Annotated in this window: 16 protein-coding genes; 8 read left to right on the top strand and 8 right to left on the bottom strand. The window is 40.7% G+C overall.

Annotated elements, in window-relative coordinates:
- Positions 1-21: 21 nt before the first annotated feature.
- The 3 genes from asnB (at position 22) to GR929_RS18690 (ending at position 3,534) form a co-directional block, all read left to right on the top strand.
- Positions 22-1,698, top strand: a complete 1,677-nt coding sequence (asnB, locus tag GR929_RS18680; RefSeq protein WP_159522701.1) for an asparagine synthase B — start codon at positions 22-24, stop codon at positions 1,696-1,698.
- A gap of 215 nt (positions 1,699-1,913) precedes the next feature.
- Positions 1,914-2,105, top strand: a complete 192-nt coding sequence (locus tag GR929_RS18685) for a ferredoxin (RefSeq protein ID WP_159522703.1) — start codon at positions 1,914-1,916, stop codon at positions 2,103-2,105.
- A gap of 511 nt (positions 2,106-2,616) precedes the next feature.
- The gene (locus tag GR929_RS18690; protein WP_159522705.1) at positions 2,617-3,534 is read left to right on the top strand and encodes a DMT family transporter; all 918 of its coding nucleotides are present in this window, start codon (positions 2,617-2,619) and stop codon (positions 3,532-3,534) included.
- 6 nt (positions 3,535-3,540) lie between these two features.
- Here GR929_RS18690 and GR929_RS18695 read toward each other — a convergent pair whose 3' ends face one another.
- The 5 genes from GR929_RS18695 to glgX all read right to left on the bottom strand — a co-directional run bounded on the left by GR929_RS18695 (position 3,541) and on the right by glgX (position 11,879).
- Positions 3,541-5,325 carry an ABC transporter ATP-binding protein gene (locus tag GR929_RS18695; protein WP_159522707.1) on the bottom strand — a complete coding sequence of 595 codons (1,785 nt, stop codon included), beginning with the start codon at positions 5,323-5,325 and terminating at the stop codon, positions 3,541-3,543.
- Positions 5,326-5,343: 18 nt separating this feature from the next.
- The gene (locus GR929_RS18700) at positions 5,344-7,089 is read right to left on the bottom strand and encodes an ABC transporter ATP-binding protein (protein WP_159522709.1); all 1,746 of its coding nucleotides are present in this window, start codon (positions 7,087-7,089) and stop codon (positions 5,344-5,346) included.
- A gap of 23 nt (positions 7,090-7,112) precedes the next feature.
- Positions 7,113-8,483, bottom strand: coding sequence for a glutamate--cysteine ligase (locus GR929_RS18705; RefSeq protein WP_159522731.1), 1,371 nt, complete (start codon positions 8,481-8,483; stop codon positions 7,113-7,115).
- A 50-nt stretch (positions 8,484-8,533) separates the two neighbouring features.
- Positions 8,534-9,559, bottom strand: a complete 1,026-nt coding sequence (locus tag GR929_RS18710; RefSeq protein ID WP_159522733.1) for a glutamate ligase — start codon at positions 9,557-9,559, stop codon at positions 8,534-8,536.
- Between the two features lie 178 nt (positions 9,560-9,737).
- On the bottom strand, positions 9,738-11,879 hold the full coding sequence (gene glgX, locus GR929_RS18715) for a glycogen debranching protein GlgX (RefSeq protein WP_159522735.1): 2,142 nt from the start codon (positions 11,877-11,879) through the stop codon (positions 9,738-9,740).
- Between the two features lie 252 nt (positions 11,880-12,131).
- On the opposite strand from glgX, the gene treZ reads away from it, so the two are divergent.
- The 5 genes from treZ to treY are packed head-to-tail and all read left to right on the top strand — an operon-like array spanning position 12,132 to position 24,040.
- Positions 12,132-13,958, top strand: coding sequence for a malto-oligosyltrehalose trehalohydrolase (gene treZ / locus GR929_RS18720; protein WP_159522737.1), 1,827 nt, complete (start codon positions 12,132-12,134; stop codon positions 13,956-13,958).
- Positions 13,959-13,964: 6 nt separating this feature from the next.
- Positions 13,965-15,956 (top strand): alpha-1,4-glucan--maltose-1-phosphate maltosyltransferase, encoded by a 1,992-nt coding sequence (locus GR929_RS18725; protein WP_159522739.1) that lies wholly within the window; start codon positions 13,965-13,967, stop codon positions 15,954-15,956.
- Between the two features lie 13 nt (positions 15,957-15,969).
- Positions 15,970-19,290, top strand: a complete 3,321-nt coding sequence (gene treS, locus GR929_RS18730) for a maltose alpha-D-glucosyltransferase (RefSeq protein ID WP_159522741.1) — start codon at positions 15,970-15,972, stop codon at positions 19,288-19,290.
- A gap of 32 nt (positions 19,291-19,322) precedes the next feature.
- The gene (gene glgB, locus GR929_RS18735; protein ID WP_159522743.1) at positions 19,323-21,341 is read left to right on the top strand and encodes a 1,4-alpha-glucan branching protein GlgB; all 2,019 of its coding nucleotides are present in this window, start codon (positions 19,323-19,325) and stop codon (positions 21,339-21,341) included.
- 14 nt (positions 21,342-21,355) lie between these two features.
- Positions 21,356-24,040 carry a malto-oligosyltrehalose synthase gene (gene treY, locus GR929_RS18740; RefSeq protein WP_159522745.1) on the top strand — a complete coding sequence of 895 codons (2,685 nt, stop codon included), beginning with the start codon at positions 21,356-21,358 and terminating at the stop codon, positions 24,038-24,040.
- Positions 24,041-24,117: 77 nt separating this feature from the next.
- On the opposite strand, the gene GR929_RS18745 is transcribed toward treY, so the two are convergent.
- From GR929_RS18745 to GR929_RS18755, 3 genes are all read right to left on the bottom strand, one after another.
- Positions 24,118-25,092, bottom strand: coding sequence for a DUF4412 domain-containing protein (locus GR929_RS18745; protein WP_159522747.1), 975 nt, complete (start codon positions 25,090-25,092; stop codon positions 24,118-24,120).
- A gap of 104 nt (positions 25,093-25,196) precedes the next feature.
- Positions 25,197-25,655 (bottom strand): SsrA-binding protein SmpB, encoded by a 459-nt coding sequence (smpB, locus tag GR929_RS18750; protein WP_159522749.1) that lies wholly within the window; start codon positions 25,653-25,655, stop codon positions 25,197-25,199.
- Positions 25,645-26,229, bottom strand: a complete 585-nt coding sequence (locus tag GR929_RS18755; RefSeq protein ID WP_159522751.1) for a Yip1 family protein — start codon at positions 26,227-26,229, stop codon at positions 25,645-25,647. Before GR929_RS18755 ends, smpB begins: the two co-directional genes overlap by 11 nt.
- Positions 26,230-26,268: the final 39 nt, after the last annotated feature.

Raw genomic sequence — 26,268 nt, forward strand, 5'->3', positions numbered from 1 at the left:
TAGATTTAAAATTTTGGCATTATGTGTGGAATAGTAGGTGTATTTGATTTGAAAACAGATGCCCAGCAATTGCGGCCTCAGGTTTTAGAACAGTCAAAAAAAATTAGACATCGCGGGCCAGACTGGTCTGGGATTTATTGTGGCGACAAAGCAATTATCGCCCACGAGCGATTATCAATTGTTGACCCGGAATCGGGAGGTCAACCGTTATATAGTAAAGATAAAAAGCTGATTTTAGGCGTTAATGGCGAAATCTACAATCACCAGGAAATTCGGGAACAAACCAAAGATAAATACGAATATCAAACAGGGTCGGATTGTGAAGTAATTTTGGCACTTTACCAGGAAAAAGGGATTGATTTTCTGGATGACTTAAGCGGAATCTTTGCATTTGCCCTTTATGATGTTGAAAATGATACTTACCTGATCGGTCGCGACCATATTGGCATTATTCCATTGTACATGGGATGGGACAAAAGCGGAAACTTCTACGTTGGATCCGAGTTAAAATCACTGGAAGGTGTTTGCACCAAGATTGAGGAATTTCCTCCTGCCAGCTATTTATATAGTAAAGATGGCGAAGTTAAAACATGGTGGACCCGCGATTGGATGGATTACGAAAATGTAAAAGATAATGAAGCCAGTGTCGAAGAATTGAAAGAGGCGATGGAAAAAGCAGTACATCGTCAATTAATGTCCGATGTGCCCTATGGTGTTTTGCTTTCCGGTGGCTTAGATTCTTCTGTTACTTCTGCTTTAGCTAAAAAATTCTCAGGCAAAAGGGTTGAGGCTGGCGATGAGAAAGATGCCTGGTGGCCACAATTGCACTCCTTTGTAATTGGACTAGATGGATCTCCTGACCTGGCTGCAGCGCGCAAAGTAGCTGACCATATTGGAACAATTCACCATGAGATAAATTATACCATACAGGAAGGACTTGATGCAATTCGCGACGTAATTTACCACATTGAGACTTACGATGTAACGACGATACGGGCTGCTACTCCGATGTATATGTTGGCTCGTGTCATCAAATCCATGGGAATCAAGATGGTTCTGACCGGTGAAGGTGCTGATGAAATCTTTGGAGGTTACCTGTATTTCCATAAAGCGCCAAATGCCGAAGAGTTTCACAAGGAAACACTGCGCAAACTAAGCAAACTGAATTTGTACGATTGCTTGCGTGCCAATAAGTCCTTGGCAGCCTGGGGAGTTGAAGGTCGTGTCCCATTCCTTGATAAAGAGTTTATTGACGTGGCCATGCGCATGAATCCTCAGGCAAAAATGGCTGGCAAAGAAAAGATGGAAAAATGGGTTGTTCGTAAAGCATTTGAAGATATTTTACCAGCAAGCGTTGCCTGGAGACAAAAGGAACAATTCTCAGACGGCGTTGGTTATGGATGGATTGATACGCTGAAGCAAATTGCTAAAGATAAAATCTCGGATGAGATGATGGAAAATGCTAATTTCCGTTTTACGATAAATACGCCAAGATCGAAAGAAGAGTATTTGTATCGTACCATTTTTGAGGAGCACTTCCCCTCTGATGCTGCTGCATCATGCGTGCCATCGGTACCATCAATTGCGTGTAGTACTGCCGAAGCTTTGGCTTGGGATGAATCGTTCAAGGACAATGTTGATCCATCAGGACGCTCAATAAGTGGTGTGCATGAGCAAAGCAAAATATTTGAAAAATAAGTTTAGACCAAAACCTCTTATAAATAAGCGTTGCTGAAAAGCAATGGCACATTTTGCCAAAAATGAGCGGAAGCCGGTGTTGAAAGACACTGGCTTTTTTTGTTTAAAACACTGAAAGTAGAATTATTTTAAAACAATTTAAAGCTTCTCTCGTTGAAAAATAAAGTGCTGATTAAATAGAAGTTTTAAATTAATTACAACTAAAATTTATTGTTATGGCAATTACAAAAGTTTGGATTGAAGAAGGTTGTACGTCGTGTGGATTGTGTGAAAGTTCGTGTCCTGATGTGTTTGAAATGCCTGATGAGGCTATTGTTAAAGAGGGAGCTGACTATGCAGCTAACGAAGATTGCATTAAAGAAGCAGCAGAAGAGTGTCCGGTAGAAGTTATTCAGTTCGAAGAATAAAGGAAGCATTCATTCTTATTCGATAATTTTATAACCGATTTTTAAAATGTAGTAATGAGCTCGGGGGTGCTAATTCTAGATCTGAATCATAAACCCCAACTTGTTATTTTCAGAGTAAAAACGAATTGACTTATCGGGAGTCATTAAATAGAAAGACCGTTGGTTAGACGGTCTTTCATTCATGAGTAACAAAAATGAAGATCTTGCTTCATATTTAATCATGCTAATTAAGGCAATGTTTTTAGTAATTTGTGTGTTTTGCATTGAAAAAAGGCAAAAAGTAACTTTTACACCAAAAACAGGCCTCCCGAATGATTTTTATTTACCCCTAAAGGATCTTAATCGCATAGAACTACGCTGGTTTACTGCTGAAAACTCGAAAGCGAGATGTCCTTTTTAAAAGCTGAATTTTATATGTTTGTAAGTCTGATTATTTCTTTAAATTAGCCGCCTTTCAATGACTATTTAAAAATCAGAGTTAAAGTACAAGTATGAAGGAGGCTTCGTTGTAATGCAGACTTATTGGGGTGAAATCGCAGCGTTGCTCACCGCTGTGTTTTGGACGGTAACCAGTATGGCATTTGAGTCAGCCGGTAAAAAAGTAGGCTCTTTGGCTGTAAATCTGATCCGATTGGTTATCGCATTCTTTATTTATTCGGCCTATACACAGGTAACACGTGGAATGTGGTTTCCTTTTGATGCGAACGCCTATCAGTGGTTTTGGTTGGCTGCTTCGGGCATCGTCGGGTTTGTAATTGGCGACTTGCTGTTGTTTCAGGCCTTTGTGGTTATTGGTGCCCGTATTTCAATGCTAATGATGGCCATGACTCCGCCTTTCACCGCGTTTATCTCCTATTTTGTATTGGACGAAGTTCTTTCACTATCGAATTGGATTGGCATGGCAATCACCTTATGTGGAATTAGCATGGTGATTTTGAAGCGTGAGGCTGGGCCTTTGAACGGAGAGAAAAAAATTCGTAAACGGTTAACTTCAGCGTATTCAGTCCCCGGCATTTTGTTGGCGTTGGGTGGCGCTCTTGGCCAGGCTACCGGCTTAGTAATGAGCAAAAAGGGGATGGGAGATTACGATGCTTTTGCGGCTTCTCAAATTCGGGTGATGAGTGGAATTGTTGGCTTTGCCATTTTGTTGTTGGTATTGAAACGTTATCATCGGGTGTGGGCGGCTTTGAAAAATATCTCAGCGATGAAACGCATTACGCTGGGTTCTTTCTTTGGGCCATTCTTGGGGGTTTCCTTTTCGCTTATTGCCATTCAAAATACAAAGGCAGGAATTGCGGCAACGATTATGGCAATTGTTCCGGTTTTAATTATTCCTCCGGCTATTCTTATTTTTAAAGAGAAAGTAAACTGGAAGGAAATTATTGGTGCCGTGATTACAGTAATCGGAGTCGCCATTTTCTTCGTTTAGCTTTTGCTATTCTTGTTGATTTTCTTCGGCCAATTGATGAAGCAGTTGTGCATATTTTCCCCCGTGTCGAATTAGCTCAGTATGATTTCCCCGTTCAATAATTTTTCCGTCTTCCAGAACCAAAATCAAGTCTGAGTTTTTAATTGTACTCAGTCGGTGAGCCACAGCAATTACTGTTTTCATCGAGAAAATATTAGCTATGGCTTGTTGGATGTATTGTTCAGTAACTGAATCTACAGCACTGGTTGCTTCATCCAGGATGATTAGTTCGCTGTTGCCGCTAATTGCCCGGGCAAATGAAATAAGTTGTGCCTGACCCTTTGAAAGGTTGTCGCCATTGTCTTGAATAATAAAATCATACCCTCCCGGAAGCTGGTTGACGAAGTGATTGGCAAAAACAAAAGATGCTGCTTGCTCGACATCGCTTCGACTTATGAATTTTCGACCCAACGAAATATTAAATTCAACCGAGTTATTGAACATGAAAATATCCTGTTGCATGACCGATATTGTTTCGCGAACCTGTGCTAATGGGATGTCGGTGAGTTCGATGCCATTAATTTTTATCGATCCGCGGTAGCCGGTGTAGGTTTTGGTCAGTAGTTTAATGATGGTCGACTTGCCTGATCCGGTTGTGCCAACCAATGCCATTCGGTCACCTTTTTCAAGTTTGAACGATACATCTTTTAACACATCTGGCGAATCTTCATTGTACCGAAAAAAAACATTTTTAAATTCAATTTCTTTTAGCTCGATTGGCTCGGTTGGTTGATTGGTTGCAACTTCTTCGGGTGCTTCAACTCTTTGTTTAAATAACTCGCTGATATGTTCCAGCGCCGATAAAGCACGTTGGATGGTGGAAATCTGCTGTGCAAACTGCCTGACCGGAATAAAAAGACGTTCCAGTGTTGTGACGAAAACAATGAGCACCCCCATTGTAAATCCATAATCCCAAATTTGGATGGCACCGTACCATATTACCAACGCTGTTGCCAGGGATGTAATTCCTTCAACAATTGAATAAAGTGCTGAATCGTATACGTTTGAACTGTTTTGGGCATCGCAGTACTGCTTGTTCAGGTCGTTATATTTTTCGAGTACTTCGTCTTCGGCAGCATAAAGCTGAATGGTTTTCATACCATTGAGTGATTCCTGTAAATAAGCTGCCGATTTGGCCAGGCTGCTGCGGGAAGTATTGTAGGCTTGGCGAATCTTTTTCCGAAGATACCGCATGACCAAAACAATCAGAGGCACAACCAGAAGCAAAACCAGGGTTAGTCTCCAATTCAGATAAAACAGGTAACTCACCAGTGCCAGCGTTTTAATGCTGTCGGCCAGCAGCCCTAAAATTCCGGCAGCAAACGATTCTTGGATAGATTCCATATCACTAGTGAGTCGCGATAAGGTTACACCGATAGGCTTTTTGTCGAAGTAGCTCAAGGGAAATCGCAACGACTTTCCAAATAACCTTTTGCGAAGGTCAACAATAGCCAATCCTCCGGCTTTGGAGAAGGAATAGCTGTAAAAACCATCGAATAGTAAATTGACGAGCAATACCACTGCCAGTAAAATAATTTGCGTTGTTAGCCCATCAACATTGCCTGGTACAATATAATTATCAACAATATTTTCAACCAGCCAAAGGAATAAAATACCGGCAACGGTTGTGATCGGAATTGAAGCAATGCTTAAAAAGAACCACTTTTTGTGAGGCACAAAAAATCCCGCAAATTTTCGGAGTAGTTTCCAATCGTTAGTATTCGATATCTTATTTATTGTTGCCTTAAACATTTCTTTTGTCTTCAGTTCTTAGTTTTCTTGTTGCAGGGTTAAAATCTCCCGGTAAAAATCTGATGTTTGAAGCAACTCCTGATGATTTCCTTTGGCTGCCATTCGCCCTTCTTCCAGAACAATCGTAAAATCGGTTTTTTCGAGCACGCTTATCCGGTTCGAAATAACTAACAGGCTCTTTGCCGGGTGATGATCGAAAATCTGTTTGATCAGAAATCGTTCGGTGTCTGTGTCTACGGCCGAAAATACATCATCAAGAATGAGTAAATCGCAAGGAGTGTAGAGTGCGCGAGCCAGACTAATCCGTTGTTTCTGTCCGCCCGAAAGCATGATGCCTTTCTCGCCAACCAATGTTTTTTCTTGCTTGTTCAGTCGATGTAAATCATCATAAAAGGCACTTTTATAAATCACATCATCAAATTCGTTCTTTATAGTCGATTTTTCTGCGCCAAAAATAATATTGTTTTCAATCGTGTCGGAAAACAGGAATACCTCTTGTGTTACGGTTCGAACGACCGATCGAATATCTTCACTTCGTAAATCAGCCGTGTCTTGCTTGTCCAAATAGATCATTCCCTTTTCAGGACGCAGATAACCATTCAGGCAGTTAATCAAAGTTGTTTTACCCGAACCAACCTGTCCGGTGATACCAACAACCTGCCCCGGTTTTACCGAAAATGAAATGTCTTTCAAAACGGGTTTGTCTCCGTTGTGGTAGGTGAAACTGAGATTTTTTACCCGGATGCCTTCACTGAAAAGTTGGTCTTTTGCTTGAGCTGGCAGGGCTTTTCTATGATCGTCGGTTCCCTCACGGTTTAAAATAGTTTGTAAGCTGCTAATACCAACAAAGCCTTGCTGAAAAACGGTAAGCACCCAGCCCAATCCCATGATGGGGTGACTTAACAGGGCTGCATATGCCATGTAAGCTGTGAGCTCTCCAATTGTGAACTTCCCATTGATGACATACATTCCGCCTACAAAAAGCACGACGATTTTCAGGATTTGCCCAAGATTTCCGAGCAATGGCATAATGAATGAGCGAATCCAGCTGATTTTAAGTGTTCTTTTATACAGCGAGACACTTTCTTGATGGACTTCTTCTTCAGCCCATGGGTAGATGTTGTAACTTTTAATGATACTGTTCCCTGATAAAAAGGAGATTGTTTTACCCGATAACTTCTGGAGAATACTCATTTGTGCACGGGTGTTTTTTACCATAATTGCCATTCCAACCCGAACAACGATAAAAACAACAACCATTGGAATAACGCATAGCAGCGTTAGTTCGGGCGATAATTTCCACATTTTGTAGGGTGTGAGCGAAAGGGAGAGTATGATATTCCCGATTTGCAGAATACCAAATCCGGTAATCATGCGCACGCCATTGATGTCGTTATTGATTCGGGAAATAATATTTCCTGTTGAGTTTAAATCGTAATAGTCTTTTCCAAATGAGGACAGCTTTTTAAACATCATACCTTTAAGCTGTTTTTCAATAAGGCGTGCCGGAATAAAAATAAGGATTCGCGAAAAGGTTCTCACGAGTATAAGTATTAACGCAAGTCCCACAATTATCAGTACATTTTTGTGGAATTCCGATTCGTTGCCTATGCGTCCCTTCTCAATCAGGTCGATACTTTGTTGGATGAATTCGGGTATGGTGACTGATACCCAGACTGTTAGTGCTAAAAAGAGCAGTCCTCCGGTATACCACCAGCGATATTTATGTGTGTAGCTTAGTAAGAATTTCAGTTTCGAAAACATGAATATACGTGTCGTTTTACTTTTTATTCGTTTGGACAACTTTGCAATTGCAACATCTGCCAATCATCCAGGAGCGCGGTTAAGTTACTATTATATTTGTTGTGATAGCGATCCAGCAACCTTTCAGCCTGAGTAATTCCACTTTCTGTAATTCTGCGAACCGGCTCAAGATATTGAGCTTCGTCTTCGGAATTGCAAATTACTGATCGTCGGATCAATCCATCTACGGCAATTTGATATAGCTTTTTGGCTATTTTGCCAACATTAATATTTCCTGATGCTGCTTTTAGTCCTCGTTTTGGAACCTGACTTCTTACAGTCTGAATCGTCTCAATATCCCATTCTGAGATCATTTTATAGGCTTCATCGCGACTTTGTCCATCGTAAAGTAATCCAACCCAAAGTGCCGAAAGAGAGGCGATATGTACGGCACAGCTTGCGTCGGCTCCACGCATTTCGATGAATTGTTTTAATCGAACATCCGGAAAAGCCGTTGACGTATGTGTTTCCCAATCTTCCATTGTTGGCGATAGGCCATGCTTTCCGTGCATAAATTCGCGGAAGGTGATGCCGTTGGCCGCGATGTATTTCCCATCACGATAAATGAAATACATTGGGATATCCAGCAAATAATCAACCCAGCGTTCAAAGCCAAATCCTTCATCGAAAAGAAAAGGCAAGAATCCGCAACGATCCGGGTCGGTGTCGTTCCATATTTTTGAACGGTAGCTGAGGTAACCATTGGGTTTGCCTGCCGAGAATGGCGAATTCGCAAAAATGGCGGAAACAATTGGTTGCAGGGCTTGCGCAATACGCATTTTCACAACCATGTCTTTTTCACTGTCATAATCGAGGTTGACTTGAATGGTGGCCGTATTGGTCATCATTTGTAAACCTAAATTCCCTTTGGTTGGCATGTAGTTACGCATGATTTTGTAGCGTTCCTTGGGCATCCATGGCACATCCTCCAGTTTGGTTATGGGATCAATTCCCATTGGCAAACTGAAAAAATTGAGCTTTTGACAAATCAGTTTCAGTTCCTCAAAATGTTTGTTTGTTTCAATATAGGTGTGGTGTATGGTTTTAAAGTTTCGACCCGACAATTCGAACTGTCCGCCTGGTTCGAGGGTGATTGAGGCACCATTTTTGCGCAAGCCAATCAGGTGTTCTTGTTCCATAATGGGGTGCCAGTCATTTTGCTGCATGTGCTCCAAAATCGTACGAATTCCTGTTTCCGAATTGTAGGCTAGTCGCTTAAAGTTCCCGACTTGAAAAAGGAATTTCTCGTGCTCGGTTCCAATGCCCCAATCCTGAGGCTCTTTGTTACCTCTTTCAAAGTATTCAACCAATTGCGACTTATGTGATACTGCTATTTTACGTTCTGTTTCTGTCATCTAACAAGTACTTTGCCTGCGTTGAGTTTTTTTTAAAGTCGAAAATATGATCAATCCTGCGACTTAAGTTTTATCTGTTTGGAGTTCAAAATACTATCTAAGACATATTTCTCGACGTGCCTGTTTTTCCCTTTGTAAGGAAAATTGTGCATCGACAACATGGCTGGAGCATTTAGTTCTACCACAATGTAATTCTCGGTTGACGGAGATTTTTTCATGTCATTGATAATAATGTCGATACCGGCAATGTTTAGGCCTGCAGCCTGAGCTGATTTTACGGCCACGTCTTTGTAAAAGTCAGGCATGTCGTCAGTCACATCAATGCTGTCGCCCCCTGTGCTCAAATTGGAGTTATTTCTTAAATAGATTTTCTCTCCATCTTTCAAGATACTTTCGGGTGTTAGCGATGAGGCTTTTAAATGCCTCTGTACTTCTTCATCAATAGTAATCTTTAACAATGGATGACGGTAATCGGTTCCCCTGCCTTTGTTTTTTTGATCAATCAATTGTTTGATGGTGGATTGGCCATCGCCCGTTACATTGGCTGGAACCCGATATGCAATGGCCCGAACTTTTTCATCAATGACTAAAAAGCGATACTCCTGCCCTTTAAAATATTCTTCAATAATGACTTTTTCAGAATGCAAAAAAGCAGAGCTGACGGCCAGTTTCAAATCTTCACGATTTTGAATGTTCGTGCTGACAGCAATGCCATGATCGGTATCAGCAGGCTTCACGACCGCTGGGAAATTAATTGAATTTAATTGCTCCGGCTGATAATTTCTGGACAACAAAATTCCGCTGGCCTGTCGAATTCCTTTCCTTTTTAAAAATTGACGCGTCATCCATTTGTCGTTCGAAATCCAGTATGCAATCAGGCTGTTGGCATCGGAGATGGTTCCCTCGTGGATAATGTATTCTTTGTTGTTGTACTTTACCGCGAGGAGGTTGTTATCGGCATCAATAATCTCAAAAGGAAGATTGCGACGCAGAATTTCGGCAATGATAATCTGAGTCGTTGCTTCAAAATTCTCGTATCCTTCGAGTGGCTTGAAATTATAATTGCTGTTTTCCATTTCCAGAATTCCTCATTTATTGAAAGATCAAAATTAGGAATAACAACCGGAAAAAAGCCTTATCTCGCTCAGGTTTAGGAAATCGATGATTCAGAATAAAATAGAAAGTACTTTGTTTATAATTTAAGTTGTTATTTGTCAGTGTTTTATTGTCGTGTTAAGATGTGTTTAAACTTATTTATTTGATATTTTTCAAAAGTGCGATGGATCGTCCGTTCAATTCAAAAACATTTGATACTTTATTGTTTTTAGGATCAACATCATCCAGGTAGGAATCAACAAGAACCTCCCAATCAGTGCTCAATCCTTCATGCGGAAGTGTAAATGAAATAGGCTCCCAAAAGCTGTTTACCAAAATCAGCAAAATGTCTTCGCCTAGCACATTCCCATTTTCATCTATTTCTTTCATCAGCTCACCATTAAGTAGCATGCCCATTCCGCGGATGAAACTGGTATCCCATTCTTCCTGGCTCATGTCAATCCCATCGGTATTGATCCAACGAATATCTTTAATTCCTTCACCCTGGATGCGACGGTTTTTGAAATAACGACGTCGATGTGTTACCGGATGGTTGTTTCGGATATGGATAATCTTTTTCGTGAATTCAAAGAGTTTCTGTTGATCTTCGTCCCAATCCCAATTCATCCAGGTTAGTTGGTTATCATGGCAGTACACGTTGTTGTTACCATATTGTGTTCTTCCGTATTCATCGCCATGACTGATCATTGGAACTCCCTGGCTTAATAGTAAAGTCCCCAGAAAACTTCGTTTTCTTCGTTCCCGAAGTTGAATAACCTCTTTATCATCAGTGATTCCTTCAATGCCACTGTTCCAGCTGAGGTTGTGATCTTCCCCGTCCATACTGTCTTCCAGGTTTGCATCATTGTGCTTGTTGTTGTAGCTGACCAGATCATGTAAGGTAAATCCATCGTGTGCCGTAACAAAGTTGATACTGGACGAAGGCATTTTTCCGTTGTCTTCGTACAAGTCACTGCTACCACTTAGCCGGAAAGCCAGTTCACTTACCTGGCTTTCATCACCTCGCCAGAATTTTCGAACAGAGTCACGGTATTTTCCATTCCATTCGGCCCACAATACGGGAAAGTTTCCAACCTGATAACCTCCTTCGCCTAAATCCCAAGGCTCGGCAATTAGTTTAAGCTGAGAAATAGTCGGGTCTTGATGAATGGTGTCTAAAAAGGTTGATAGTTTTCCAACGTCATATAATCCGCGTGCCAATGTAGATGCCAGGTCAAAACGGAAACCATCAACCTGCATATCGTTAGCCCAGTAACGTAAGCTATCCATTACTAATTGCAGGGTTCTCGCGCTAAGCATGTTCAGTGTGTTTCCGGTTCCTGTATAGTCGGTGTAGTAGTATTTGTTTTTAGGTTCAAGGCGATAATAATTTTCGTTATCAATACCTCTGAAAGCCAATGTTGGACCTAAATGATTTCCTTCAGCAGTATGGTTGTAGACCACATCGAGAATTACTTCAATGCCGGCCTTGTGGTAGGCTTTCACCATTTCTTTAAATTCAGTTACCTGATCTCCATACGAATCGTATGCACTATATTCGCTATGTGGAGCAAAGTATCCAATGGAGTTATACCCCCAATAATTGTTCAACCCTTTATCCAGCAGAAATTTATTGTGTGCAAAATGATGGATCGGCATGAGTTCGATAGCTGTAATGCCCAGTTCCTTAAAATAGTTGATAATCTTGGGGTTTGCCAATCCTTTGTAAGTTCCGCGTTCTTCTTTCGGAATATCGGGATGTTGGGCGGTAAAACCTTTAACGTGCAATTCGTAAATGATTGAGTTGTGCATCGGTATTTCAGGCTTTTTGACCCCCTCCCAGTCAAATGTGGTATCAATCACCACACTTTTATTCATTTTGGCTGAACTGTCTTCACTACTTTTTTTTGCATGTCCTTTTTTCGGAACAGAACCAAACTGATAATCAAACATGCTATCATCGATTTCAATGCGACCGCTAATCGCTTTGGCATAAGGGTCAATCAATAATTTTTGAGAATTAAAGCGCATGCCGGTTTTTGGCTGATACCTGCCATAAACACGATAACCGTAAAGTTGACCAGGTTTTATGTCAGGCAAATAGAGGTGCCAGACATAGTCCGTTACTTCATCAAAATCAACTTGTGCATATTCTTCTTCATCCTGAGGCGAATTGAAAAGACACAGTTTGATACTAGTTGCATTTTCACTAAAAATGGCAAAGTTGACTCCGTTTCCATCATAAGTTGCTCCAAGTGGATATGGTTTCCCTGGTAAGACTGGTGACTTGTATTTTTTCATCTTGGTATATCAATTGATTAATAAGTAGGGTGAATAACTTTTTATCTGAATATAAACCCAAATACAGGAAAACCCGATAAATAATCATGCCACAATCAATGAAGAGTGAATTCGCAGAATTGAGATTTTGGCAGGAAGTTTCCCTCTTAGGTAGGCAGTTGCCCGATTTTAGGATGAAAATCCCAGTCGTTTATTGAAAATCAATTTCGGTCTCGCTTTTGAGAATCTTAAAATACAAAATGATAGCACAATATGACAGAAAAAACAATTTTCCCGACACGTTTAAAAAACAACGATTACAAGTTTACAGTATGGGCACCTAAAGCCCGTTCGGTAAGGCTTTTGGCTGAATCTCCGAAGCTCGAAATTACCATGAATAAAGAAGAGTTTGGCTATTGGTCATTAATCGTTTCGGGCATTGATGCCGGCACCCGCTATAGATATGAACTTGATGGAAATAACAGTTTCCCGGATCCGGCGTCACTTTCACAACCCGATGGCGTGCATGAAGCTTCGGAAGTGATAGATATTCATGACTTTGAGTGGACTGATGATGAGTGGGTAAATATTCCTCTTGATCGCATGATTCAGTATGAACTGCATACAGGAACATTTTCGGCGGAAGGCACATTTGAAGGAGTTATTGCTCGTTTGGATTACCTCAAGAACTTGGGAGTCAATACGATTGAGCTGTTGCCGGTGGCGCAGTTCAGTGGTTTCCGAAACTGGGGATACGATGGGGTGTATCCATTTGCAGTGCATGATGGGTATGGTGGAGCCAAAGAGCTGATGAAACTAGTCAATACCTGCCATCAAAAGGGGATAGCTGTAATTCTTGATGTGGTTTATAATCATTTTGGACCAGAGGGAAATTACGTGTCGAATTTTGGCGACTACTTTTCGGGAAAATATTCTACACCTTGGGGAGAACCGTTGAATTTTGATGACACAAATTCGGACGAGGTTAAAAATTATTTTTTACAAAATGCATTAATGTGGTGTCGTGATTTTCATATAGATGGACTAAGGCTGGATGCTGTTCATGCAATTTATGATTTTAGTGCTGAGCATATTATGAAACAGTTGGCAGGGAAGTTGGACGAATTAAGCCAACAAACAGAAAAACCCTATTATTTGATTGCCGAGTCTAATTTAAATGATGTTCGCTACATTTCATCTCACTCAAAGGGTGGGTATGGATTAAATGGTCAATGGTCAGACGATTTTCATCATGCCATACACGCACTCGCAACCAACGAAACAAGGGGGTATTATGAAGATTTTGGCACTCCGGAACAATTGTCTAAAGCAATCAAGCAAGCCTTTGTTTTTGATGGATTGTATTCGAAATACAGAAAGAAAACCTACGGAAATTCAACAAAAAATAATAGCGGTGAGCAGTTTGTAATTTTCAGTCAAAATCACGATCAGGTTGGAAACCGGAAACATGGCGAACGGCTGATTTCGCTTAGCAGTTTTGAAATGGCCAAGCTCGTTGCCGGATGCATGTTTGTATCTCCAAATGTTCCGATGCTTTTTATGGGTGAAGAATATGGTGAGCGAAATCCCTTTTACTATTTCGTGAGTCACCTGGACGAAGAGCTCAACAGGTTGGTGAATGAAGGTCGGAAAGAAGAGTTTAAAACTTTCTTTGATGACAAAGGGGAAGCTGTTAATCCCGCTTCAGAAGAGGCTTTTGAACGGTCAAAACTTTCCTGGGGCATTCAGAAAAATCCGGAATATCAATCGATGTACAATTATTATAAAAAGTTGATTGAGTTGAGGAAAAATCATCCGGTACTGCAAGTTCCGGATAAGGATAAATTAACGATTACCGAAAATGGAAAAGGGTTTACACTGCATCGGTGGCAGGGCGATCGCCAGATTTTGGCATTCATGAATTTTGATCAGAATGATACTGAATTGGAAGTACCATTTAATCAGTCTGGCAACATGGACAAAATTCTCGATTCCACATCAACGAACTGGAATGGTAAGGGGGAAACCAGCCCACAAAAAATAATAGCGGGCGAAACGATTAAAGTAGCAAAAGAAGCAATTCTAATATATTCAAATTAAGCAACTATGAATGGTCAACAACGAGTAATTATTGAAAGTATAAAACCGCAAATTGATTGCGGGGCGTTTCCTGTAAAACGTGTAATAAACGACAAGGTAGAAGTTAGTGCTGATATTTTTTGCGATAGTCATGATGTGTTGAGTGCTGAAGTCTTATTTCGTTTTCAAGGAGAAAAGGAATGGCACATTGCGGCAATGGAGCATCTGGTGAACGACCGATGGAAAGGAGAATTCACTGTTTCGAAACTTGGGTCGTATACTTATTCGGTGCAGGCGTGGGTTGACCATTTCAGATCGTGGCATCGCGATATCTTGAAACGGATTGATGCCCAAACAGATTATTCCGTTGATTTGTTAATTGGTGCAGAAATTATAGCGGAAGCACTTCAGAATAATTCAAAAGTTAGTGCCAAAGAAAAGGAATTTCTAAAAAATGTAATTCAGGATTTTCAAGCTAAAGATAAAGCCGCTGAGGACAAAATTGACGTCATTTTAAGTCAACGACTTTACCAGATTATGACTCAATATCCGGTGAAAAAGCATGTTACTTTATATCCCAAAGAGTTTGAAGTAAACGTTGAGCGTGTGAAGGCAAATTTTAGCAGTTGGTATGAGGTTTTTCCGCGTTCGCTGGGGCTTGATGAAAAGCATGGAACATTTAATGACGTGGTTAATTTTTTACCCTATGTAGCCAATTTAGGATTCGATGTGCTGTACTTGCCGCCTATTCATCCGATTGGTGAAACCAACCGAAAAGGGGAAAACAACAATGTTACCGCCGAGCAAGGCGAGCCCGGATCTCCATGGGCTATAGGAGGTAAAGAAGGAGGGCATAAAGCGATTCATCCGGAACTGGGAACGATGGACGACTTTGAAAAGCTGGTTCAGGAAGCAGCCGGAAAAGGAATTGATATTGCGATGGATGTGGCATTTCAGTGTTCTCCGGACCACCCTTACGTGAAAGACCACCCGGAATGGTTTAAGCAACGACCCGATGGCAGTTTACAATATGCCGAAAATCCGCCAAAAAAATATGAGGACATTTATCCTCTAAACTTTGAAACTGAGGATTGGAAAAATTTATGGGAAGAGTTGAAAAGCGTCTTCTTGTTTTGGATTGAGAAAGGGGTGAAAATATTTCGGGTTGATAATCCACACACAAAGTCGATGCGGTTTTGGGGGTGGGCTATTCAGAACATTAAAAAGGAACACCCGGATGTGATTTTTCTGGCCGAAGCTTTTACCCGCCCCAAAGTGATGAATAACTTGGCAAAGCAGGGATTTACGCAATCGTACACCTATTTCACGTGGCGAAATACCAAATATGAAATTACCAAATATTGTAAAGAGTTGGTGAATTCGGATGCACGAGATTTTTTCAGACCAAACTTTTGGCCCAATACGCCCGATATTTTACCGGAGTTTTTACAGGTTGCCAACCGTGCCGGCTTTATTCAGCGCATTGCACTGGCAGCTACTTTAAGTTCCAATTATGGTATCTATGGGCCGGCCTACGAACTAATGGAAAACACGCCTACTCATCCGGGAAAAGAGGAATACCTCAATTCAGAAAAATATGAAATTAAAAATTGGGACCTCAATAAGCCCAACAATCTTGGGAAAATTATAAAGAGGCTCAATAAAATTCGGCATGAAAATGAAGCCTTGCAAAATACGCATAGCCTGAAGTTTCATGACATTGAAAACGAGGCTCTGGTTTGCTACAGTAAAACGACTGATGACCTAAGTAATATTATTTTGGTTGTTGTGAGCCTCGATCCGCATCATACCCATTCCGGCTGGGTGCGATTTCCTCTGGAAGAGTTTGAAATGGATGAACACACTCCATTTCAGGTGCACGACTTGTTGAGTGGTGCTTTCTATTTATGGAATGGCGACCACAACTATGTAGAGATTGACCCTGGCGTTATGCCAGTGCAGATTTTTAAGGTGCGGAGGAAAGTCCGTTCGGAGAAAGATTTTGACTACTTCATGTAAAAACTTAACTATTATGGGAAACGAAAATAACAAGCGATGGTACAAAGATGCCATTATTTACCAATGTCATGTGCGTTCATTTAAAGATAGCAATGGAGATGGAATTGGCGATTTTAGAGGGTTGATCGAAAAACTAGACTATCTGCAATCGTTAGGGGTCAATGCAATTTGGCTGCTTCCGTTTTACAAATCGCCGTTGAAAGATGGAGGGTACGATATTGCTGACTTTACCAGTATTCATGAAGATTATGGTACAATGGCTGATTTTAAGCGCTTTATTCGCGAAGCACATAAAAGAGGACTACGCGTAATTACAGAGCTGGTTTTAAATCACACGTCGAGCGATCACAAATGGTTCGAACGAGCCCGACGGGCGAAGCCAGGAAGCGCTTATCGTGACTTTTATGTTTGGAATGATAATACGGAAAAATACAAAGATGCCCGGATTATTTTTCAGGATTTTGAGATTTCCAACTGGTCGTGGGATCCGGTAGCAAAAGCCTATTATTGGCACCGGTTTTACTCACATCAGCCAGATCTGAATTTTGATAATCCGAGTGTGCACAAGGCGGTTACCAAAGTGCTCGATTTCTGGTTTGAAATAGGAGTGGATGGCTTGCGATTGGATGCCGTTCCGTATTTGTATGAACGAGAAGATACCAATTGTGAAAACTTGCCGGAAACGCATCAATTTCTAAAAAAGCTTAGAACTCATATTGATGAGAAATACGACGATAAAATGTTACTGGCAGAAGCCAACCAGTGGCCTGATGATGCCTCGGAGTATTTTGGAGAGGGCGATGAGTGCCACATGAATTTTCATTTTCCATTAATGCCGCGTTTGTACATGTCGATGCGCATGGAAGACCGTTTTCCTTTGATCGATATTTTAGAGCAAACACCGGAAATCCCGGATTCTTGCCAGTGGGCAATTTTCCTGCGTAACCACGATGAGTTAACCCTTGAAATGGTAACAGATGAAGAGCGGGACTACATGTATAAAGCGTTTGCTCAAAATCCAAAGCAACGAATAAATCTTGGAATTCGCCGACGATTAGCTCCATTGCTGGATAATGACCGGAAGAACATTGAGCTGATGAATATTTTATTATTCTCAATGCCGGGAACACCAATTATATACTACGGCGACGAAATTGGGATGGGTGATAATTATTACCTGGGCGACCGCGATGGTGTTCGCACACCCATGCAGTGGACCTCCGATAAAAACGCCGGTTTTTCAAGTGCAGAACCACAGCGCATGTTTCTACCCGTAATTTTTAATCACGACTATCATTACGAGTCTATCAATGTCGAAAATCATCAGAAAAATCCGTCATCTCTACTTTGGTGGATGCGCCGCGTAATCGAAAAACGGAAGGAATACAAGGCTTTTAGCCGGGGAAATATCGAGTTTATCGATACGAATAATCCTAAAATATTGGCCTTTACCCGAAGTTTCGAAGAAGAAAAAATATTGGTGGTGATCAACTTGTCCCGATATTCTCAGCAAGCACAACTCGATCTTTCTGAGTTTGAAGGATACACGCCCGTGGAGGTGTTTAGTAGAAATGAATTTGCTCAGATTAGTGAAGATCCATATATGTTTCCTTTGCAGTTCAAAAACTATTTTTGGTTTGAACTGACGAAACCCCAAGAAGACGAACAGCTTGAAGGTCTTTCACCGGAATTCAGTATGTCATTAACATCGGCCGACTGGAACAAGATGGATAAGAAAACGAAGACCTCACTTTCGAAGTTGCTTAAAGAGTATATGAATAAAAGCCGTTGGTTTAGAGGAAAATCAAAGCGAATTAAAAAGATTGCGATTAGTCAGACTATCCCGATTGCCAATAATGAACTGAAATCGTATATTCTGCTTGTTGAAACCCAATACATTGAAGGTAAAGATGAACACTATGTTATTCCCCTTTCCATTGCAACCGGAGAGCAGGTTTTCGATATCAAGCATAAAACTCCCGAAGCAGTGGTCGTTGATGTCGAGGTGGATGGTCACGAAGGTGTCATGTTTGACGGTTCGTATAACAAAGAAGTACGAGACAGTATTTTTAGAATTATTTATCAACGCGGAAAGATTCGAAATCAAAGTGGCTCAATCGTTGGACTTCCGGGTAAAAAGTTAAATACAAAAGTAGAAAAAGATAAGCTTCCGTTGCCTTCAAAAGTTTTGGCAGCCGAGCAGTCCAATACTTCTTTCTTGTACCAACATGATTTCTTTTTCAAAATGTACCGTAGCCCGGAAGAAGGAAATAATCCGGAGTTGGATATTATAAAAACCTTGTCTGAAAATACATCATTCAAAAATTTCCCGAATTATGCCGGTACCTTGGAGTATCGTGCTGCGGGAATGGATAATTTGCCGTTGGGGATTATGGTTGATTTTGTTCCGAATGAAGGAAATGCCTGGGAGTTTACCCAGTCTTCGATTGAGCGATACTTCGATCGGGTTTTATCAAGTAAAGAAGAGTTAATGGCCGGATACTCCGAGAAGAATGATCTGATTGATCATGTCGGTGCGGAGAGAATGAAGGACTTGCTCGGGCCATTCTTTGTCGAAATGGTTGAATTGTTAGCTCAGCGAACTGCCGAGATGCATGTGGCACTGGCTTCTGTTAAAAACAAGAAAGATTTTGTGGAAGAACCTTTCTCGTTGTTGTATCAAAAGTCTTTGTATCAGTCATTCCGTACGCTAATTAAGCAAACGATGAATGATATCAAATCGTCGAAAAAACAGCTGGATGATGAGCAGCAAGAGTTGATTGATGATATTGTTAAAAATGAGCCACTCTTGCTGAGTACGATTAAAAAGACTCTGGAAAAGAAGAAGATCCATTCTTCAAAAATAAGGGTGCATGGTGATTATCATCTTGGTCAGGTTTTATTTACAGGAAAAGACTTCATGATCATTGACTTTGAAGGAGAGCCTACCAGGTCGCTTACTGCTCGTAGTTTGAAATATTGTCCGTTTAAAGATGTCGCCGGAATGTTACGTTCGTTCCATTACGCAATTTATATGTCGCAATTGGAGAGCAAAACCAAGATTGCCGGCAACACCGAGTTTATTCAGCCGTGGCTTGAGGCATGGTATAAAGTGGTTTATGATATTTTTATTAACAGCTATTTAAAAACAGCTGGCGATGCTTCGTTTATTCCATCAGAAGAAATCCAGGTACACAACCTTCTTTCAGTTTACACCATTGAAAAGGCAATTTACGAAGCCGATTACGAATTTAATAACCGGCCCGACTGGTTGCATATCCCGCTAAATGGACTGAAAAAGATTCTGAACGATCTCGTGGAATCGAATCAATAATTTGAAATTGAAAATCAGAAAATAACATAAAAATGAGCGCAAAAAAGAATATATCTTCAAAAGCAAAAAATAAAGAGCCGGTTGCCAAGCCAAAAGTTAAACAAGTGTCAAAAGAGCAACCAACTCAAAATAAAAAATCTTCTGTTTGGGAATTTGATGAATTTTTGACCGAGTATGATATTTACCTTTTTCGCGAGGGGAAGCACTTTTCCCTTCACAAAAAGCTTGGGGCACATATCATAACCCATGAGAAAACCAAAGGAACTTTTTTTGCCGTTTGGGCTCCCAATGCAAAGTCAGTTTCGGTAATTGGCGATTTTAATGGTTGGAACCGAGAGTCGCATCATTTGAAGTTGAGGGAAGATGAATCAGGTATTTGGCAAGGATTTATTCCTTTTGTTGGCAAAGGTGAAGCTTACAAATACTTTATTTCGTCGAAATATGATGACTATAAGGTTGAAAAAACGGATCCCTTTGGAACGTATAGTGAAGAGCCGCCAAAAACAGCTTCCGTTGTTTGGGATTATGGACACGACTGGGAAGATGCTTCCTGGATGGAAAAGAGAAAAAAGAACAATGCGCTAGATAGCCCGTTTTCGGTTTACGAGGTGCAGTTGGAATCCTGGAGACGCAAACCGGAGGAAGACATGCGGCCACTCAATTATCAGGAATTGGCAGAGGAGTTGAGCGCCTACGTTAAAGAGCAGGGATATACACATATTGAACTTCTGCCGGTTACTGAATATCCGTTTTCAGGTTCGTGGGGATACCAGGTTGTTGGTTTCTTTGCGCCGACCAGCCGGTTCGGAACCCCCGATGAGTTTATGCATTTTGTTGATGTGATGCACCAAAATGATATTGGTGTGATTATCGACTGGGTGCCATCTCATTTTCCGGGCGACCAACATGGGCTCCATTTTTTTGACGGTACTTATTTGTTTGAACATCAGGATCCACGAAAAGGATATCATCCCGACTGGAGTAGTTATATTTTCAACTACGGACGTAGTGAAATCCGAAATTTCCTGATTAGCAGTGCACATAGCTGGCTGGAAAATTTCCACGTTGATGGAATTCGTGTTGATGCAGTAGCGTCGATGTTGTACCTCGATTACTCACGAAAAGAGGGAGAATGGATTCCAAACGAACATGGAGGTCGTGAAAACCTGGAAGCGATTTCCTTTTTAAGAGATTTAAATGAGTCGATCTATACGAGTTTTCCGGATGTACAAACCATTGCAGAGGAATCGACTGCCTGGCCAATGGTTACCCGTCCGGTTTATACCGGCGGACTGGGATTTGGTATGAAATGGAATATGGGATGGATGCATGATACGCTGGGGTATTTTCAGCGCGAACCAATTCACCGCAGCTACCATCACAACCAGATGACTTTTAGTATTATGTATGCTTTTAATGAGAATTTTATGTTGTCGCTTTCGCACGATGAGGTTGTTCATGGCAAAGGCAGTTTGATTGAAAAAATGCCGGGCGATGTTTGGCAAAAGTTTGCGAACCTCCGGGCAATGTTTGGTTTCATGTTTGGTCATCCTGGTAAAAAACTTCATTTTATGGGTATGGAAATCGGCCAATGGAAAGAATGGAACTACAAAACCAGTCTCGATTGGCATTTACTCGATTACGATACACATTCGGGATTACAGTTTTTCATGAAAGATTTAAACAGTGTGTATAAGCGACATCCGGCTTTGTATGAACAGGATTTTACACCTGATGGCTTTAAATGGATTGATGCTAACGATTCGACAAACTCCATCCTGAGCTTTGTTCGGTACGATAAAGAGCGAAAACAGCATGTGTTGGTTGTCGCGAATTTTACACCTGTACCACAATATAACTATCGGATTGGAGTCCCTGATGATACAAAGTGGGTCGAAATACTCAATAGCGATGCTACTCAATATGGCGGAAGTGGAATGGGGAACTTTGGCGGTGTAGAAGCCAACCCGGTGGCATATCACGGTGAAGAGCAATCCATTAATATCATGATACCACCATTGGGAGTCGTGTATTTTACTCAGGAATTATAGAATCTTTAAAGTTTATGACAACATATAACCCCAGATCAACCTATCGTCTTCAGTTTAATAGCGATTTCACGTTGACGGATGCAGAAAATATTATTCGATATCTGGATAAAACAGGAGTTAAAACAGTTTATGCGTCTCCTGTTTTTCAGGCGGTGCAAGGAAGTATGCACGGATATGATGTGACGAATCCATTAAAAATAAACGCTGAAATCGGAGGAGAGGATGACTTTGGACGAGTGATCGATAAGTTACATGCCCGAAAAATGGGATGGATTCAGGATATCGTGCCAAATCATATGGCTTATTCACCTCAAAATCCGTGGATTGCAGATGTGTTGGAGCTTGGGGAGGAATCGGAGTATGTAGAATTTTTCGATATTCAACTTCGTCATTTTAAAGATCAGACGAAGGGAAAACTGATGCTGCCTTTCTTTGGTCAAAAGTTAGATGCCTTAATCGAAAGGAATGAGCTTTCAGCGGAATACAGTGAAGCGGGATTTCAACTAAAGTACTATGAGAATACTTATCCGGTGTCGAAAAATGCCTATAACGTTTTGCTAAACCCTTTAAAAGAGGAACGTATTCCAATCGATTTACATGAATGGTTAATAGAGAAGGATAACTTGCCATGGGATCGTGCCAAGCAAAAGCTCTTCGCAGTATGCAAGCAGGAACCCGAGGTGATTCGCCATATCAATCACTGCCTATCGATTGTGAACTCCAATTCGCAGAAAATGATGGAGGTAATGAATCAGTTGTTTTATTGGCCAACCTTTTGGAAAGAGACGGAGAAAATGATCAACTATCGCCGTTTCTTCACCATCAATAGCTTGATTTGTGTAAATGTTCAACACGAAAAAGTTTTTGATGCCACACATAAAATGATTGCTGATTGGATCAAAAAAAAGCTGGTAGATGGAATTCGTGTCGACCATATCGACGGGTTGTTTAATCCGTCACAATATCTGGGGCGCCTGAGAAAACTGGCAGGAGAAGATACACACATTACAATCGAGAAAATTCTGGAGAAAGACGAGAATCTTCCAACAGATTGGCCAATTGAAGGAACCACAGGTTACGACTTTTTGGCATTGGTGAACAACTTACTGACTAATCCTGAAAAGGGACCAGTTTTTTATTCATACTACAATAACTGGATTAAAAAGACGGATGAATATCGGGATGTTTTTCACAAGAAAAACCGATTTATTCTATATAACCGGTTTAAAGGTGAATTAATCAACTTGACTCAGGAATGGCGCTCAATTAGTGCTGATTTAGGAATCCCGCTACAGGAAGAGAATGCACAGCGGGCGCTTGGCGAGTTTTTAGTGTTTTGTCCCGTTTATAAAATCTACCAGTCACCCTCCGTGTTCTCCAACACCGAGATGGAAGAAGTTAATTCTATCATTGACGCTGCGATAACTGGGGGCCAATCAGAAAAGGACGAATTGGAGAAGCTACGAAACTTATTTCTGTTAAAAAATATTGACAAGGAGAGTGAGCGAAAACAAATTGATACGTTCTTTCGGCATTGTATGCAATTTACCGGTCCATTGATGGCTAAGGGAATTGAAGATACCGCCTTTTATTCTTATAATCCATTTATTGGTCATAACGAAGTTGGTGACTCACCCGGTTTTTTGGGGATTCGAACAGAAACTTTCCATCAACTGATGCAAGAGCGGCAAACAAAAGAACCACTAACTTTGGATGCCACTTCAACCCACGATACCAAGCGGGGAGAAGATGCCCGGGCACGATTAAATGTGCTGAGTGATGTCCCTGAAAAATGGATTGAAGCCACAAAAGATTGGCGCATTTTGAATAAGAAGTTCAAGATTTTTGACGACGAACGAGAAATGCCGACGGCCAATGATGAATACTTTATCTATCAGGTATTGTGTGCACATTGGCCCATGGGTGGTTTATTGGATGAGACATTTATTGATCGTTTGACTGAATATTTGGTCAAAGCGATGCGGGAAGCAAAAGTCAACTCATCATGGAGTGATCCTGATGAAAGCTATGAAACAGAAACGATCCAATTTGTGCGGAATGTTTTGTCAGAAAAGAGCGACTTCCGGGAACGTTTTCAGGCTTTTGTTGTAGATATTATCCCGCATGGGATCGTTAATTCGTTGACCCAGCTGATTCTAAAAAATACATGTCCCGGAGTTCCGGACACCTATCAAGGCTGCGAACGCTGGAACTTGAGTTTTGTTGATCCGGATAATCGTCAGCCGGTTGATTATGCACATTTAGAAAGTGAGCTGGATGAGATGATTCGAAATAGTGAGGTTGACAAACTAAACTTTGCCAATCGGTTGATGCAGGAACCTGAAAGTGGCCGGATCAAGCAATGGATTACTTACCTGACCTTGAAAGAACGGAAGGACAATGAGAAACTTTTTCAGGAAGGGAGCTATGTTCCGCTCGAGGTAGAAGGGAAATACAAAAAACATTTGATTGCTTTTTACCGGCAGTTTCAAGAAGAGTATTTTTTAGTGATACTTCCGTTGAATACGGCAGCATTGCCAACTAATTGCAATTGGGAGGATACATGGATTTTAATGCCGGAATTAAAGCTGCTTGACTGGCAAAATTTACTATCGAATGAATTTTTGAAAAACACCAATAAGCTTGAGGCGAGTAGAGTTTTTGGGCGTATTCAATTGGGCTTGTTTCGGGGAATATAAACAGAATATACAGGTTTATCTACAAATGAAAATGGCTGTCGAATAAAGACAGCCATTTTGTAGTTTCTATAATCCGACTACTCTTTGTCCATATTTGGGATGTTCATTGAGCCGATATTGGTGATTTTGTAATTGCCCATGCTAAATTTTTTGTTGGCATTGGTATCAATATCCGTTACTTTCATAATTGAACGCTCCCCGGTTTTTGTATTTTCCGATTCTGCTTCCATGACAAAGCCCCACGGCATTCCGTTCGAATACTGAGCAGATTTCATGATTGTTCCAAAAAAATCACGGGTAATGATATCAACATCTTCACTAATCCAGAAATTCGATTTGGTTTCTTCTTCCGGGTTATCGTATCGGTATTCTTCGCATTTATATCCTTTAATGGTCTTTGTTTGTCCGGTCTTTTTTACATAGGGATTCATGGCAATATTGTCTGACACGTCTTCATCTTCAAGCTCCTCATAGTCTTCCATATCAAAGCCCATTCCCAGCGCACCTGCTCCATCAAATCCATACACGATGCCATTTTTCTCACCATCTTCATCAGTTAGAATAATCATGGCCTTATTTTCAAAATCCATGATAAACAAGCCTTGTCCCTTTTCTTTCATATCTCCGTTAACAACCTGATAAGCAAAGTTTTTGCCATTTGGGTCGATGAAGGTGATAAATTCGCCGTCGCTATCTTTTTTACCATTCTTTTTATACGATTCAAAATGCATTTGCAATTTTGAGTCAAAGGAATAATCATCTTCGATTGAGACAGGTTCGCCGGACATGCCCAGGCCTTTCATCATTTTCTGCATGCGTTCGTTTTGCCGGGCACTCTTATTTTCATCTGCATTTTCTTCTCCTTCAAAAACTTTATCCAGGTTTTTGTCAACCTCTTCGTCAACCTTGTCGTCAACTTTTTTTTCTACCTTTTTCTCGATCTTATCCTGAACTTTTTTGCTCAATTTATTTAAAAAACCTTGGGCTGAAGTAGGTTCAGATAATGATAGAAGAACTAAAATAACCAGAATTTGGGGTAAATATTTATGCATAGCACAATAAGTTTTTAGTGTTTAAAATTTAATATGCTACAAGTTACAACAATCGTAATAATGGTTGCAAATAATTAGAAGAGTTTTTTGTCTTATATAAAGGATTAAAACTTCATGGCTCGATCCATGTCGCGTTTTGCATCTTTTTCCTTTAAGGTTTCGCGCTTGTCGTGTGTTTTCTTTCCTTTTGCCAGACCGATTTCGAGCTTTGCCAAACCACGGTCATTTAGGAACATGCGAAGGGGAATGATAGTTAATCCGCTTTCTTTTATCTTTTTTTGCAGCTTGTCAAGCTCTTTTTTATTCAAAAGAAGTTTGCGATCACGACGAGATTCATGGTTGTTGATATTTCCGAAGTCATATTCTGAAATATTCATATTCACCACATATAGCTCATTTCTTGTGAACCGGCAATAAGCTTCGCCTACCGAAGCCTTTCCGTTTCGGATTGACTTTATTTCTGTCCCAACCAACTGCACGCCGGCAACAAACTTTTCTGAAATTTCGTAATCGAAATAAGCTCGTTTGTTCTTAATGTTTATATGTTGTTTTTTATGCACCATATCCGTAAAAGGCTTGAAGTAATTTCCAACTAAATACGTTCAAAATTATGAAGATAAGAAAAATCAGGAGCAAGGCAATTAATATGTAACGATTCTGATTTTCCGCCGGTAAATTCAGGCTTTCTTTTACACCCTGAAAAAATAAGAAGACTCCGTAAAGGCCTAAAATACCGATGACATATAATCCGGGAAATAATCCGGTGATAAATGATACTGCTAAAAAAGGCAAGAACGAATAAGCTACAAGCCGACTAATAGCACTCTGGTCTTTTTTTCCTCCAAAACTGGTTAGCAATTCATTCAACACATAAACCGAAATGTAGTATTGAAGGATATAGCTTATTACTTCGCGGGCTGCTTTTGCAACTGCATAGCCAAACAAAAGCTCGCCGCGGAAAATCACTTCGCCTAAAAAAACACCTGTGCCAACCAGGAGCACCAATGGTAAGAAATAGTCTTTAAAAGTTGTTTGAGCAGAATCTTCACTTTTTTCATTTTTCCAAACCTTAGTTGGTTCAATAATCACACTGCTACATGTTTGAAAAAGCTGGCGATATCGTTGTTTAAAATCCATAATCTCTGGTTTTGCGTTACAAAAATACATTAATTTGTA

The sequence above is a fragment of the Sunxiuqinia indica genome (assembly GCF_009847015.1).
In the GTDB taxonomy this organism is placed as follows: domain Bacteria; phylum Bacteroidota; class Bacteroidia; order Bacteroidales; family Prolixibacteraceae; genus Sunxiuqinia; species Sunxiuqinia indica.

Bases quoted from the DNA above. Each gene is read 5' to 3' on its own strand.
- GR929_RS18690 (WP_159522705.1), top strand. From the start codon at position 2,617: ATGCAGACTTATTGGGGTGAAATCGCAGCGTTGCTCACCGCTGTGTTT.
- smpB (WP_159522749.1), bottom strand. From the start codon at position 25,655: ATGGTGCATAAAAAACAACATATAAACATTAAGAACAAACGAGCTTAT.
- GR929_RS18685 (WP_159522703.1), top strand. From the start codon at position 1,914: ATGGCAATTACAAAAGTTTGGATTGAAGAAGGTTGTACGTCGTGTGGA.
- asnB (WP_159522701.1), top strand. From the start codon at position 22: ATGTGTGGAATAGTAGGTGTATTTGATTTGAAAACAGATGCCCAGCAA.
- GR929_RS18710 (WP_159522733.1), bottom strand. From the start codon at position 9,559: ATGGAAAACAGCAATTATAATTTCAAGCCACTCGAAGGATACGAGAAT.
- GR929_RS18700 (WP_159522709.1), bottom strand. From the start codon at position 7,089: ATGTTTTCGAAACTGAAATTCTTACTAAGCTACACACATAAATATCGC.
- GR929_RS18705 (WP_159522731.1), bottom strand. From the start codon at position 8,483: ATGACAGAAACAGAACGTAAAATAGCAGTATCACATAAGTCGCAATTG.
- treS (WP_159522741.1), top strand. From the start codon at position 15,970: ATGGGAAACGAAAATAACAAGCGATGGTACAAAGATGCCATTATTTAC.
- GR929_RS18745 (WP_159522747.1), bottom strand. From the start codon at position 25,092: ATGCATAAATATTTACCCCAAATTCTGGTTATTTTAGTTCTTCTATCA.
- glgX (WP_159522735.1), bottom strand. From the start codon at position 11,879: ATGAAAAAATACAAGTCACCAGTCTTACCAGGGAAACCATATCCACTT.
- glgB (WP_159522743.1), top strand. From the start codon at position 19,323: ATGAGCGCAAAAAAGAATATATCTTCAAAAGCAAAAAATAAAGAGCCG.
- GR929_RS18725 (WP_159522739.1), top strand. From the start codon at position 13,965: ATGAATGGTCAACAACGAGTAATTATTGAAAGTATAAAACCGCAAATT.
- treZ (WP_159522737.1), top strand. From the start codon at position 12,132: ATGACAGAAAAAACAATTTTCCCGACACGTTTAAAAAACAACGATTAC.
- treY (WP_159522745.1), top strand. From the start codon at position 21,356: ATGACAACATATAACCCCAGATCAACCTATCGTCTTCAGTTTAATAGC.
- GR929_RS18695 (WP_159522707.1), bottom strand. From the start codon at position 5,325: ATGTTTAAGGCAACAATAAATAAGATATCGAATACTAACGATTGGAAA.
- GR929_RS18755 (WP_159522751.1), bottom strand. From the start codon at position 26,229: ATGGATTTTAAACAACGATATCGCCAGCTTTTTCAAACATGTAGCAGT.